The 13,405-nt window shown below is 72.5% G+C and carries 10 protein-coding genes; all 10 read right to left on the reverse strand.

Annotated elements, in window-relative coordinates:
* Window positions 1-17: 17 nt before the first annotated feature.
* The 10 genes from RI578_RS25785 to RI578_RS25830 all read right to left on the reverse strand — a co-directional run bounded on the left by RI578_RS25785 (window position 18) and on the right by RI578_RS25830 (window position 13,138).
* Complete coding sequence (locus tag RI578_RS25785) at window positions 18-1,445, reverse strand: DUF6177 family protein (RefSeq protein ID WP_310873299.1); 1,428 nt, start codon at window positions 1,443-1,445, stop codon at window positions 18-20.
* Entirely contained in the window at window positions 1,442-5,449 is a 4,008-nt protein-coding gene (gene eccCa, locus RI578_RS25790; RefSeq protein WP_310873300.1) for a type VII secretion protein EccCa, read from the reverse strand. The genes RI578_RS25785 and eccCa overlap by 4 nt, the downstream gene beginning before the upstream one ends.
* A gap of 97 nt (window positions 5,450-5,546) precedes the next feature.
* Window positions 5,547-6,818 (reverse strand): hypothetical protein, encoded by a 1,272-nt coding sequence (locus RI578_RS25795; protein WP_310873301.1) that lies wholly within the window; start codon window positions 6,816-6,818, stop codon window positions 5,547-5,549.
* A gap of 13 nt (window positions 6,819-6,831) precedes the next feature.
* On the reverse strand, window positions 6,832-8,220 hold the full coding sequence (eccD, locus tag RI578_RS25800; RefSeq protein WP_310875861.1) for a type VII secretion integral membrane protein EccD: 1,389 nt from the start codon (window positions 8,218-8,220) through the stop codon (window positions 6,832-6,834).
* 16 nt (window positions 8,221-8,236) lie between these two features.
* Window positions 8,237-8,503 (reverse strand): hypothetical protein, encoded by a 267-nt coding sequence (locus tag RI578_RS25805; protein ID WP_310875862.1) that lies wholly within the window; start codon window positions 8,501-8,503, stop codon window positions 8,237-8,239.
* 19 nt (window positions 8,504-8,522) lie between these two features.
* Window positions 8,523-9,263 (reverse strand): immunity 49 family protein, encoded by a 741-nt coding sequence (locus RI578_RS25810; protein ID WP_310873302.1) that lies wholly within the window; start codon window positions 9,261-9,263, stop codon window positions 8,523-8,525.
* A 140-nt stretch (window positions 9,264-9,403) separates the two neighbouring features.
* Entirely contained in the window at window positions 9,404-12,004 is a 2,601-nt protein-coding gene (locus RI578_RS25815; protein ID WP_310873303.1) for a hypothetical protein, read from the reverse strand.
* Window positions 12,001-12,390 carry a DUF6507 family protein gene (locus RI578_RS25820; RefSeq protein WP_310873304.1) on the reverse strand — a complete coding sequence of 130 codons (390 nt, stop codon included), beginning with the start codon at window positions 12,388-12,390 and terminating at the stop codon, window positions 12,001-12,003. Before RI578_RS25820 ends, RI578_RS25815 begins: the two co-directional genes overlap by 4 nt.
* A gap of 58 nt (window positions 12,391-12,448) precedes the next feature.
* On the reverse strand, window positions 12,449-12,760 hold the full coding sequence (locus tag RI578_RS25825; protein WP_310873305.1) for a pore-forming ESAT-6 family protein: 312 nt from the start codon (window positions 12,758-12,760) through the stop codon (window positions 12,449-12,451).
* A 45-nt stretch (window positions 12,761-12,805) separates the two neighbouring features.
* Complete coding sequence (locus tag RI578_RS25830; RefSeq protein WP_310873306.1) at window positions 12,806-13,138, reverse strand: hypothetical protein; 333 nt, start codon at window positions 13,136-13,138, stop codon at window positions 12,806-12,808.
* Window positions 13,139-13,405: the final 267 nt, after the last annotated feature.

The following is a 13,405-nucleotide window of genomic DNA, read 5'->3' on the forward strand; positions in this document are numbered from 1 at the left end:
CGCCCCGGAACACAGCGTCAGGGCTCCGACCCCGACTCCGGCCCCGCCTCCGCCGCCGGCACACCCGCCCGCAGATGCGCCGCCAGACGGCGCAGCCCGACGAGGGCACCGACGTCCGACCCGTCGCCCAGTGGGTAGTGCAGGGCGGGTCCGGTGGCGGGCCCCAGGGCGACGGGCCGCACCTCGACGGGCGGGCGCCGGGCATGGGTGAGCCCGATGCCCCGCACGTCCCGCGCGCCCAGGGTGAAGGAGACCGGGACGGGCGGTGCCTGAAGCACGGGAGGAGTGGTGAGATCGCGGGAGGCCCGCCGCACCGAGGCCAGCATCGTCGTCAGGCCGTGTTCGACGACGAGGGTCTCGGCGAGGGGCGCGATCGCCTCCAGGGGCGGTTCCTCACCCTCCCCGTACCCGAGGGTGAGCGTCATGTCCTGCTCGACGCCCGCGGTGGTCCGCGTGACCCGGATCCAGGCCAGCGCCGGTCGGCCGGGATGCCCCGTCACGAGCAGATGGGTCGGCTCGGGGGCCCGGTCACGGGCCAGATCGGTCAGCCGGCGCGGTGACCAGGGCAGGTTGACGGGTTCCGCGGTGCCCCAGCCGGCCGGGGCCGAACCGGTGAGCGCGCGCCAGGCCGCCTCGAGCGCTTCGCCCAGGACGACGTCCTCGCGCGCGGGGAGAGTCGTGCGGAACGCCACGACGAGCTGCCGGTCCCCTGTGGGGCACGTCCGGCCGAACGCCTCGGCGACCGAGGCGGTGCCGCCCGCCCCGAGCACGGGGGTGAACGTCCCGCTCTGCCAGCGCAGCACCGTCCCGGACAGCCCGTCGTAGTAGCCCTGTGCCGGGTCCTGGACGACCCAGCGGTTGGGCACCTGGAGGAGGGTGGCGCGGGCGGGGGCACTGAGCCGGACGTGCGGCGGGGTGACGATCTGCAGGGCGCGGTCCGTCTCGGAGGTGCCGCGCAGCACCTCCGACAGCCAGGTGGTCAGGGCCAGGACGGGACGGTCGGCCAGGACGACGGACGTGGTGTCGGTGAGGACGTCGACGACCGGCTGTCCGTCGTCCGGCGCGACGGCCGCGGGCACGTCCACGACCTCGGTGCTCGCCGCCGGCTCGGGCCAGGTGCCGCCGCCCAGCAGCAGGGCGAGCCGCCCGCACACCGATGCCGCCAGTCGCTCGGCCCCGGGGACGGCGCCGGAGGCCCGGGCCTCGGTCCACCAGAACGGCACGGGCATGTCCCGCCCGAGCAGCCGTTCGGCCTCGCCGGGGACCTGGACGAGCAGCGGGGCCTCCACGGACACGAGGGGTCTGCCGTCCGGGGCGCACAGCCGCAGCACGGCGCCCTGGGACCCGGCGGTCAGGGCCGCCTCGGGGCCGCCCGCGTACAGGCCGGCCAGCAGGGCCCAGGTGTCGGGCATCTTCGGGGTGAGGGCGATGACGTCCTTGGTCACGACTCTCCTTCTCCGGCCCCGGTCAGCGCGGTCTGCACGAGTTGATGGCGTCGGCCGCGGCGGACCAGGGTGCCCCGGCCCGGCGGCTGCTGGGAGGCGTACAGGCCGGGAAAGAGCTGCCCTTCGGTGCGGTCGCCGGTCATCACCAGGGCGGTGGTGCCCGTCTCGCGCAGGGTGGTCAGGAGCGGCTCGTAGAGCGCGCGGGAGGCTCCCGCGGCGCGGCGTGCCAGGACGACGTGCAGGCCGATGTCCTGCGCGGAGGAGATGTACGGCAGGAAGGGAGCGAGGGGCTGCTGTCCGGCGGTGGTGAGGATGTCGTAGTCGTCGACGAGGATGACGATGCGCGGGCCCCGGAAGGCGGGTTCGCCGGTCTCGGGCCCGTCCGGGTCGGCGGTCTCCGGCAGCCGCTTGTCGAGTTCGGCGGCGATGCCCGTGGAGAGGGCGGCGGCGAGCGTGGCGTTGTGGGCGTAGCCGCCCCGGTACGGTTCTGGGACGACGCCGCGCAGACCGCGGCGGGGGTCGAAGACACCGAAGACCAGTTCGTCGTCGGAGTACCGCTCGACGAGCCCTGCGACGATCAGCTTCAGCAGGTTCGTCTTGCCGCACTCGTTGTCGCCGAGGACCAGCAGGTGCTGGTCGCCGCCGAAGAGGTCGAGCAGCACGGGGGCGAGGGCGTCCTGGTCGAGGCCGACCGGTATCCGCCGCGGCTCGGCGGACGCCGAGGGCAGCCGGGTCGTCGGCAGCCGGGCCGGCAGCACCCGCACCGGGGCGGCGGGTTCGCCGTGCCAGGTGGCGCGGACGGTCCGGGCCGCCTCGTCCAGGGCGGGGCCCAGGTCACCGGTCGTGGCGGAGCCGTCGACGCGGGGCAGGGCGGCCTGCGCGAACAGCTTGCCGTCGGTGAGCACCCGGCCGGGCACGTCCGGTGAGAGGGTCTGGGAGAGCTTGCGGTCGACGGAGGAGTCGGCGGGGTCGTTCAGGCGCAGTTCGGCGCGGGTACCGAAGAGCGACTGGGTGGCGATGCGGACGTCGTTCCAGCGCAGCATGCCCGCCACCACGTGGATGCCGTAGCCGCCGCCCCGCTTCAGCAGGTCGGCGACCGGCTCGTCGAGGTCGGCGAAGCCGTCGCGCAGCGCGCCGAAACCGTCGACCACGAGCACGACGTCGGTGGAACCGAGCCGCGGCAGTCGGCCCTGGGAGCGGAGCCGGCGCAGTTGGTCGACGGAGTCGATGCCGTGCTCGCGGAACAGTACCTCGCGCTCGGCGAGCATGGTGCGCACCTCGGCGACCGTGCGGGCCGCGCGCTCCCGGTCGGCCCGTCCGGCGATCCCGCCGACGTGCGGCAGGGCGGCCAGTGCCGACAGGCCGCCGCCGACCAGGTCCAGGCCGTACACGGCGACGTCGCGGGGGGTGTGGGTGACCGCCAGGGACAGTACGAGGGTCCGCAGGAGCGTGGTCTTGCCGGACTGGGGGCCGCCGATCACGGCCACGTGACCGCCGGCCGTGGTCAGGTCCAGCACCCACTGGCCCTGCCACTGGCGGGCCGGGTCGTCGAGCACGCCGAGCGGCACCCGCATCCCGCCCGTGGCGCGTGCCAGGTGCAGTCCGTGCTCGGAGACCCGGACCGGTCCGGCGGCCGTGTCGAGGGCGACGGCGTCCGGCAGCGGGGGCAGCCAGACACGGCGCACCGCGGGCGCGGCGCCGGTGAGCCGGCCGACCATGAGGGACAGGACGGTCGGGCCGGTCTCCCGCCGGGTGGCGGAGGGTTGCGCCGCCGGCTCCTCGTCCCGCTCCGCGGTGTTGTACGCCGGGTAGGGCAGGGCGAGCGGCTCCTCGTCCCGCTGCTCGCGGGAGGCCGGGCCGCGGTGGGCGCCGGAGACGTAGCCGGCCTTGAACCGTTCGTAGGTGGAGGTGTCGACCTTGAGGTAGCCGAATCCGGGCAGGGGCGGGAGATGGAAGGCGTCGGTGGTGTCGAGGACCGTGCGGGACTCGTCGGCGGAGAAGGTGCGCAGGCCCAGCCGGTACGACAGGTAGGTGTCCAGGCCCTTGAGCTTGCCGCCCTCGATGCGCTGGCTGGACAGCAGCAGGTGGACGCCGATGGAGCGGCCGATGCGGCCGATGGACAGGAACAGGTCGATGAAGTCCGGTTTCGCGGTGAGGAGTTCGCCGAACTCGTCGATGACGACGAACAGGTGCGGGAGCGGCTCGAGGTCCGGCCGCTCCGTCGCGCGCAGCACCGCGTGGTGGCCGATGTCGGCGACGTTGCCGGCGTCCTTCAGGACCTGCTGGCGGCGTTTGACCTCACCGGCGAGGCTGGTGTGGACACGTTCGACGAGCCCGGCCTGGTTCTCCAGGTTGGTGATCATTCCGGCGGTGTGCGGCAATTCGGCGAAGGGGGCGAACGTGGCGCCGCCCTTGTAGTCGACCAGGACGAGCGCCAGGTCTTCCGGGGAGTGGGTGGCGGCCAGGGCGAGGACGAGGGTGCGCAGCAGCTCGCTCTTGCCCGAACCGGTCGCGCCCACGCACAGCCCGTGCGGGCCCATGCCGAGCTGGGAGGACTCCTTCAGGTCCAGCAGGACCGGTTCATGACGGTCCGTGAGGCCGATGGGGACGCGGAGGAAGTCGCGTTCGCTGCGGGGCTTCCACAGGGTGGGCAGGTCGAGGCCGGCGGGGTCGGCGATGCCGAGGAGGGCGGGGAAGTCGACCGGGCCGGTGACGGGGCTTCCTTCGGCGACGGACTCCGGTGACAGCCGCAGCGGGGCCAGCAGCCGGGCGATGCCCTCCGCCCCGGCCGCGGTGACCGGGTCGGCGGTGCCCTCGGCGGTGACCGGCGCGGCGGCGCCCTCGGCGGCGGAACCGCCCAGGTCCTCGACGGTCACCCGCTCGCCCTGGACGGTGATGCGCACGCTCACCTCGTCCGGCTCGTGGACCTGCTCCTGCAGGAGATGCACCACGGTGACCCCCATGTCCGGCAGCCCGACCGCCGAGTCCGGGCGGGGCAGTTCGGCGGCCGGCTCGCCGTGGGCGTCGACGACCACCAGCAGCCGGCCCGCCAGTCGCAGCGCGTTCCGATCGGCCAGACCGCGCCGCACCTCCGCCGCGTACGCGGACCGTCGGCCCAGCTCGTGCCGCAGCACTCCGGCCAGCTGCCCGAGGTCCGGCGCGATCCGGCGGGCGGCCACCGGACCGTCGTGCGCCTGCGGATCCAGCACATGGGGCAGCCACTTCGCCCACTGCCACTCGGCGATCCGCTCGCAGGGTACGGCCAGGGCGAGCGCGACGTCATCGGGAGCGTGCGTCACCGCCGTCTGCGCCAGCAGCGCCCGGACGACCCGCAGGACGTCCTCCCGGTCGCCGACGACGCTGACGTTCCCCGCCCGGTCCAACGGCACCGTCAAGGGCACGTCGGCGGCCGTCGCGAACCGGCGCTGCAGGGCGCGCGCCTCGTTGAGCATGAACGGGTCCGGTGGCGTCAGCACCCCGCCGGCGCCGCTCTGCTGGATCGTCGGCTCCTGGGCCGGTACGTCACCGAGGCCGACCCGCACCCGCAGGAAGTCGGCGTCCCGGCGGCGCCGTTCCCACAGCCGGGCGGGGTCCCGCACCAGGTCGTACAGGGCCCCCGGCGGCGGATTCAGCTCCCGCTCCGCGTCCCGCAGCCGGCGCTCCGCGGCGCCGAGTTCCTCCCGGAGTTCCTCCAGGTACTCCAGGTAGCGCTCACGTTGGGTTCGCCGGGTGCGCTGCGCCTTGCCGCGCTGCGACAGGAACAGCGCCACCGCCCCCAGCAGCGCGAAGACCAGCACGACCGCGCCCACCACCGCGAACCGGCTGTTGCGGACCACGGTCATCATCACCACGGAGCCCAGGACGCCGGCCATCGGCAGCAGGGCGGTGGCCGCGTTGCCGATCTTCCCTTCGGGCAGGTTGGGCGGCGCCTCGACCGTACGAGGCCGGGCGGGCTCGACGGGACGGGTGCTGCGGGCGGGCCGGTGGACGATCTGCAGGGTCACGGGCGTACTTCTCCGGAGCGGGTCGTGGCGGAGGAGGGGCGGGGCGGGCACGAGCCGGGTCGGGGCGGGTACGAGCCGGGGCGTCCCGGCCGGACACTCACCGCACCCTCACCGCGCGCCCCATCACCTCGGCGGCCAGCCGCAGCACGGCCTGTTGCGTGGCGTGTGCCAGGAGGTCGGTGCGGATGGGGCCGCCGCCGGCCAGATGACGGTCGTACGGCACGGTGACTACGGTGACGCCGGACTCCCTGAGATGCCCCGCGGCCGTCTTGTCGTCGAGGACGGTGTCGGGGGTGTTCGCCACCAGCGCCACGACCGTCGTGGCCAGGGCCGAGTGCGGCAACCGTGCCAGCCAGTCCAGCACCTGGCGGGTGGCGCCGACACCCTCCGCCGTGGTCGGCGCGACCACGACCCGGGCGTGCGCGGTGTCCATCGCCGTACGGGCCACCTCGCCGGGGAGCGTCTCACAGTCGGCCACGGTCACCGCGAAGTAGCGGCGCAGCGCCAGTGTCACCTTGCGGTACGCCGTCATGTCGAGCGGCGGACCGACCTGGCCCCGGCTCGCGGGCAGCAGCCAGCCGCCGTCGGACACCGGCACCAAGTAGCCGGTCACGTCCGTCAGCCGCATGGAGGGGTGGAGGATCGGTGCGAGATCGGCGCACGTCCAGCGCACCGCCTCGGCACCCATGCGCACCGGCAGGGTGCCCAGCGCGGTGTCCGCCTCCAGGGTCAGCACCGGGTCGTGCCGGTAGTGGTTGAGGGTGCGCCCGAGCAGCGCGGAGACGGTGGACTTGCCGACACCGCCACGGATGGAGGTGACGGCCACCACCCGGCCCGTGGTGACGGGCTGCTGCAACTGCCGTGCGATCCGGGTCTGTTCGGCTACGTCCTGCGCCACGGACGAGGTGAGCTTGCGCAGCGTCCGCCCCGTACGCCGGGTCACGGAGTCGCCGTGCAGGGGGCGTCCCAGGGCGAGGAGGAGGCGGGGATCGAGGGTGGGGGAGGACTCGGGGGCGGGGGCGACGGGGAGGCCGGGACCGGGGTCGCGGGCGGGGACGGGGGCGGCCGGTGCCGCGGGCCGCTCCGGGCCCGGCTCGTCGGCGGCCCGGGCACGGGATCTGGGGTCCGGGGACGCGTCACCGCCGGTGTCCGCACCCGCTTCCGCCTCTGTCGCAGCAGCCGTGGCCGCGGGCTGGTCGGGTGCGGGGTGCACGAGCCGCAGCGCGGGCTCGCCGGGCCGGGCAGCCGCATCCGGGTGGCTGCTCCCGGAACCCCCGCCCAGCTCCCGCAGCACGTCCCGCTGCCAGTCGCCGCCCCCGCCGGGTGCCGACGGCTGCTCCCGCCACTGATCGCCCTGTCCCTGTGTCATGCCGCCGTGCCCCCTAAGCGAAGGTGTCGAGCAGTCGCCCGTACACACCGAACGCCCCGGCGAGCAGCGGAAGCAGCGTGATGACCCCCACCGATTCGAGCAGGTCACCGACGCGCCGCAGCCGGACCCGTACGTGCTCGGCAGGCTGCACGGCGAGCACGACGAGCGGCAGGACCGCCAGCACGACGAGGACGGCCAGCGGAGCCGCGGCCGAGGACCGTTCCCCCCACACCGTCAGCAACCGTACGACGACGGCCGCCGCGGCGGTCAGCAGCACGACCACCTCGGCGACCAGCGGAAACGCCCGGGCCCGCAGGGCCAGCACCACCGCGACGACCGCGGCCAGCGGCACCGTCCACACGGAGGGGTCCCGCAGCGCCAGTACGGCGGCCACGGCTGCCGACCCGGCCACGGTGACGGTGGCGAGTACCAGGCCACGATGGGCGGCGGCCAGCGCGGCGGTCACCTGGTAGCGGCTGACGGAGATCCCCCCGGCCCGGCGGTCGTCGAGCCCCGAGAGCCCGGACGCCATCAGCGCGAGCCGCGGCAGCACCCCGAGTACGACCACACTGACGACGCCGAGAACGGCCCCGGCACGCGCCTGCTGTTCCGCCGTCCCGGCGCCGGCCTGCAGGGCGACGACGGTCTCCCAGCCGACGGCGGTCACGGCCACGGCACCGGCGCCCACGATCCCGCCCCGCCCCAGCGGCGTGCACAGCCCGAGGAGGGCGAGCACCAGCACGCTCACGGCGGCCACCCCGGCGAGCCGCAGGGCGCCCGCCGAGGAGCCGCCGAGGTCGTCGACGAGGCTCCACACGCCCAGCACACCGAGCGCGCCGGCGGCACACAGGAGGGTCGCGGCGAGCCCGTGCCTGCGTACCCGCCCCAGGACCGCCCCCGCGACCGTGACCGTACCGGCGGCGGTGAGCAGTGCGGCGGCGACCGCGGCCTTGTCGTCGTACTGCGCACGTGCGAACAGGGCGGCGCCGATCACCCAGCCCACGCTCGCGCCGCCCGCCGTGACCCGCCGGGCGGCGGGTCCCCACAGCCCTCTTCGGTGACCGAGGTCCTCGGCCGCCTCGTCGGCGACGTCGTGCACGACGGGGGCGGGCGGGGCGTCCTCCGCACGGACGAGACGCAGGACGGCGCCGTCGCGGATGCCCGAGGTCTCCAGTGTGCTGTCGTGATCGAGCGCGGAGCCGTCCACCGTGACGAGGTGGCGTGAGGCGGGCCGTCCCTCCGCGCGGTCGTCCAACAACCGCATGATCTCGGGCAGCAGCAGCCCGACCGGCTCGCGCGCCGGAAGCACGAGGTCGACGCGCCGCCGTTCACCGAGGAGCGTGACCCGGCTCAACAGCGCCGACCCACCCGCCGTTTCCCTGCTCAGGGCCCCCGTAGACATCACGTTCGCGAACCTATCACCGGCTTGTAGGACTACTGGACGGCGTGGAAACACCGGGAGAGTACGGGCTGCTCTGCCCGATCAGCCGGTGCGACACGAACGACCACCCCACACACCCCGCGCACAGCACGGCCGCGATCACCATCCCGGCGACCACTTTCCCCAACCGCTCGTCCACGGCACGCCGTTGCCGCTGCGCCCCGAACAGCAGGGCGTCCCGCAACCGCCGCCGCCGTACGGAGACGGATTCGAGGAGCTGGCTGTCGTAGTCCTGGGCGGTCATGCTGATCATCTACCTCGTGTCACGTGGGGAATTCGCCCAGCCAGGCGCGCTTAAGCAGGTCCTCGGGCAGATACTCCGATTCGACCTCGATGGGCCGCCCGGCGTCATGGGCGAGGCAGGTGAGGGCGAGGATCGCGAGAGGGATATCGCCGTCACCCGTCTCCTGGCGCTCCTCGCTCGCATTCCAGTACTCCTTGTGGAGTTCGAGCCCTTGGACGAGGGCCTCGTTGAACTTGTCGGTGTCCTGGCTGACGAAGCGGTAGAACAGATTGACCGGCGGGTAAAGGACCTTGAGCATCATCTCGCGGTCCATGAACCGCAGCCGGTCCGGGTCGGTGGCGTCGAATGTGGCGACGAGCTTGTCCCCGATGCCAGGCCGCTCCAGCCAGTACGTCTGGAGTACGTCCACCCAGTGGTAGATGTACTCCTCGAAGACGGCGCCGGAGGCGCGCAGCGTCTCGATCGGTACCTGGCACAACTGTGTCATCCGTGCCTGGTCCCGGCACACGACCGCGAGCCAGAACGCTTCCAGCCAGGTCCCCGCGTCGACGAAGTGCGTGACCCCCACGGCGGGGATCGTCCGCACCTCATGACCGATCATGCACTCGACGGTGGAACCCTCGGGAGCGGTCGCCGAGGCGAACAGGGCAGACCCGACCTGCATGGCCATGACCCAGGCTTCCCAGGTCTCCAGCTCGCTGGCGGTGGGGTCCTCGGTACACAGGAACGCGGCCCTGTGAAGCGCGCGGTTGAACGTCATGCCGAGGCTGTCCGGGTACTCCTCCAGACTTTCGATGTCTTTGAGGGTGCGCGCATTGGTTTTCTGCCGAAGTCCGTCCGGATCCGGGTGACTTCCTTCTTCCGGTGGCCGCGAAACCCTCGTTGACATGAACGGTTTCCTCATTTCGTGATATTGAACTGCAGCATCTCGTAGCCGGCGTACGCAGCCCCATCGGGCTTTGCTTTCACGAGCACATAGTCCACTTCGCCTTGTTTGAGCGCCGTGCTCAGGTTTTCTGCCAGTTTACGTTCGGCCTCGGCGGATTTGAGCAGGTCCTGGTCGCCGGTCTTCTCTGCCCTCTTCTCATGTCTTTCGGCCCGGAGTTCCATTTGATCGAGAATGGTTTGAAAGTACTCCCGCGTTCCCTGTGTCACCAACCGTCCACTGTGCCCCTTACGCGTTCCGAGGGAGGCCGTCGTAGACCCCTTCGCCTCGACCACGACGTACCGGCCGTCAGTCGTCCGGTACGCCTGGTCGAACCGATTGTTGCCGAACGCTCCGTCGTCCAGGCGTACCGCGCCCTCGTAGTGCTCCGGTATCGCGTGGCGCTCGGCCGCGTACTCACCGAGCAGTTCGGCCTGCCGGTTGGCGTCGCCGTGGAGCGGTGAGTGGGTCTCGTCGGCGAGATCCCTCGCGGCGGACAGTTCGTCCGTGGGGTTGGCGGCGTAGGCCTTCTCCGCGTCCTTGAGGACGTCCTCCGCCGCCTTGTCGGCCGTGACCGCCGCGTCCCGTTTGGCGGCCTGTCCGTCCAGGTAGTCCCGAGTGCTGTCGGGGAGGTCCGCTGCCTTGCCCTCGATGGGGTCCAGGCGCACGTAGCTCTCCCTGATGGCCGGGGGCATGTCACTGGCCGCGATCCACTGGGGCGGAGCGAACGGGTTGCGTGCCAGCTGCGGTACGGCCTGGCCGTAACCACCCTCGGCCTTCCTGTTGCGCCGGTATCCGTTCTCGCGGTAGTGGTCCTTGAACCACTGGGGGTCGTTGTTGGCCCGTTCGACCTGCCGGCGCATGACCTCGCGTTCGACGTCCAGCGAATCGCGGCTGCCGGACGGTGATCCGCCGGAGCCGTCCCCACCCGTGCGACCGCCGCCGGTCCCCGAGTGTTGGCCGGGAATCGCGCCACCGTCGTTCCCACCGCCGCCGGAAGGTCCGTCGCCTCCCGTCGCGTGCCCGCCCGTGTCGCGGGCGGGCACGGTGCCCGTTCCGCGTGCCCCGGTGTTTTCGCCGACGTGGGCGGAGGCCGGAGTGTTCCCGCCGGCGCGCCCGGTCGCGTCGCCGCCGACGTGGGCCGCTGTGCCCCCGGCGGCATGCGCACCCGCCCGGTCGCCCGCCCCGACGAGCGCCCCCTCCTCGTGCGGCAGGCTCCGCTCCAGCAGGTCCCGGTCGGCCGCTGACAGTTCCACCTTCGCCGGGGCCGTTGTGCCGTCCGCGCGGACGACCGAGCCGTCGTCCAGGTTCAGGCGGGTGCCGTCCGGCCACTCCACCACGTTGTCGCGGATGACCGGCATGTCGTCGGCGACCCGCACCACGCTGCCGTCGGGCTGGACGCGTCCCGCGCCGGAGAGGATGTCGTCGTAGGCGCCCGCGTGTACGCCCCGCAGGCCGGCGAAGAGGTCGGCGACCTTGGCCGTGCCGAACGTCGCGGCCTTGCCCAGATACGTCATGGGGTCGACCAGTCGGGCGGTCTTACCGAGCGCGCCGACCGTGCGGGCCACCGTGCCGCTCTTCGCCGCGGCTCCGGCGCCTCCGGTGAACACCGTGGTCAGGACGTTGAAGGTGACCGCGCCGCCCGCGCGTGCGGGGTTCTCGCCCCACTGGTCCCACGCCACCAGCGCCTTGCCCGCCTCCTTGACCGTGTTGCGGGAGTCGCGCAGGTAGGAGGGCAGCTTGTCCTCCGGCATCGCCCAGTAGGCGACGCCGACGACGGGGACCGCGGTGATGAGCACACCGGTCGCGAGCTTGCCGAGCCCTTTCCACGCCTCGCCCGCCGCGTCCCAGCCGTCGACGCCGACGAGGGTGCCGAGGCCCCGGATCGTGCCCCACACCCCGTCGACGACGAAGCCCTTGCCGAACTCCCACACCTGGTGGCCCAGCCAGTCGAGCCCGTGCCGCTCCTTCTCCACGGTCGAGCCCCACGGCAGTTCCCCGGACTGGTTCAGCAGGTCGGCAGTGAAGCCGTAGGTGCTGGTGCCGCGCTCCATGAGGCGCTTCTGCGCACCGTCCTCGAGGATCAGCGTCGAGCCGCCCACCAGCGCGGTGATGGTGTTGTGGCAGGTGATCTCCGCCAGCCAGAAGGCGGCCGTGGTGGCGTTGACGTCGTGCACCAGGTCGTTGTTGAGCTGGACGTTGTCGTCGTCCTCGCGCCAGTCGTCGTCCCCCGCTATCTGCTGCCGGAAGGTTTCCGCACGCCGTTTGAGGCTCTTCAGCCTGGCCACGAGCGGCTGGATCTCCGTCTCGTACGAGCTGAGGGCCGCCGCGGCCTTCTCCAGATCGTCCGCGAACTCGTCCGCCTTGGCCGCCACCGGCGCCGTCGTGGCGAACAACTGCTCCGCCTCCGGCGCCGTGTAGCACGCGGACAGGCCCTGGAACCGGGTGTGGACGTCCGCGCCCGACTGGCGGAAGACCAGAGCCTCCCCCGTCAGCAGCATGTGGTCCGTGCCCAGTTGCTCCAGGTCACCGGTGAACTGCGGGATGTTCTGCGGGTCGATCAGGTCCGCGCTCACTTGCCCCCCTGCTGCCCGTCCGCCCCCGGCAGGTCGATCTCCGGTTCCTTCAGCGCGTTCGCCTGCGCCCGCGCGGCCATGTCCAGGTCACCCTTGACGTACGCGTTGGTCGCATCGGCCGCCCCGTTGAGGGAGTTCGACGTGCGCATCGCGACGTACATCAGCTTCTCCTGGTAGGCGGTGAAGAACTCGCCCAGCGCCGCCGCGACCGGGCCCTGGACCCCGCTGCGCTCCACGCCGCCCTGCTGGATCGTGCCGGCCGACCCGGCCGCGCTCGGCAGCGTCTCCTGCAGGGCCTTCCCCGTGTTCGAGAGGCCTTCGGCCGCCTTCGCCGTCTCCTTGAGGACGCCTTGCACGCCCGATGGCGAGATGTCCCACCCCGTCATGTGGATTCCCCGTTCCCCACGTGTCCCCGTGCGCCGTCGTCCGTCGACGCGCTCCGCGTCAGCCGATGTTGTCGACCGCCGCCTGCGCCTTCGCCAGCGTCGACTGGGCCGTCCCGTCGTTGTCCTCGAGGGTCGTGCGCACCAGTTGGATGATGCTGCGCACCTCGTCGGCCGCGCGGTTCCAGCGCACTTCCTTGCCGTGGTACTCATCGGAGACGCCATCGGCCTGGAAGTCGGCCATGGCGGCCTTCACGGCCTTGTCGCGGTCGGTCAGCACCCGCTCCAACTGCCCGACGATCCCCTGCAAGCCGCCCTGCACCTCGGTCGACGCGCCGGTGTCGTAGGAACGGCGGTCCAGATTCTGGCCCATCGTCAAAACCCCCTGTGATTCACGATCTCTGCCCTGGCCGGTGGTCTAGCGCGCGCCGAAGCGGGCCGCGTCGAAGTTGGCCGCGCCCATGTTCCGCTGTGCGTTGTCCTGCTGTTCGGTGTCACCGGTGGCGAACGCGGTGTCCATTCCGCCCTGGCCTTCGAGGATCGCGTTGAGTGACCCGTTGAGCGCGGCGGTGATCTCGTCCGCGCGCGTCTTGAACGAGTCGAACGCGATCTTTCCGGATCCGTTGAACTTGCCCTCCAGCGGCTCGGCCGCCTGGATGAGCATGCGGATCAGTGTGCCCAGGTCGGTGCTCGAACCGACCGTGTTCTTGCCCAGATCCGACAGGGTCGTGGACCCCATGTCGAACTTCACGTGTGTCACCCCCGTGTGTCCCGTGCGCATCACAATCTACTCGAACATGCTGTCGCACATTGCGTTGCGACGGCAACGCTGTAGATCCGGACGTGACGCGATCCGGACACGGCCCGGCCGGCCACGTCCGTCGACTCGGGCGGGACGACACCGACGCGGCCTCGGTCCCGTGCCGGCGGCGGACGGCCGGAAAGTTCCCGCGAGAGCCGTGCAACCGTTTCGTCGCTTCGCGGGTCGTACTTGGCATCAGGACACCCCGGTGGGGGA

The sequence above is a fragment of the Streptomyces sp. BB1-1-1 genome, from assembly GCF_031597775.1.
GTDB lineage: Bacteria > Actinomycetota > Actinomycetes > Streptomycetales > Streptomycetaceae > Streptomyces > Streptomyces thinghirensis.

Coding starts and splice junctions, on each gene's coding strand:
- RI578_RS25825 (WP_310873305.1), bottom strand. CDS start 12,760: ATGGGCCAGAATCTGGACCGCCGTTCCTACGACACCGGCGCGTCGACC.
- eccD (WP_310875861.1), bottom strand. CDS start 8,220: ATGTCTACGGGGGCCCTGAGCAGGGAAACGGCGGGTGGGTCGGCGCTG.
- RI578_RS25805 (WP_310875862.1), bottom strand. CDS start 8,503: ATGACCGCCCAGGACTACGACAGCCAGCTCCTCGAATCCGTCTCCGTA.
- RI578_RS25820 (WP_310873304.1), bottom strand. CDS start 12,390: ATGACGGGGTGGGACATCTCGCCATCGGGCGTGCAAGGCGTCCTCAAG.
- RI578_RS25795 (WP_310873301.1), bottom strand. CDS start 6,818: ATGACACAGGGACAGGGCGATCAGTGGCGGGAGCAGCCGTCGGCACCC.
- RI578_RS25810 (WP_310873302.1), bottom strand. CDS start 9,263: ATGACGTTCAACCGCGCGCTTCACAGGGCCGCGTTCCTGTGTACCGAG.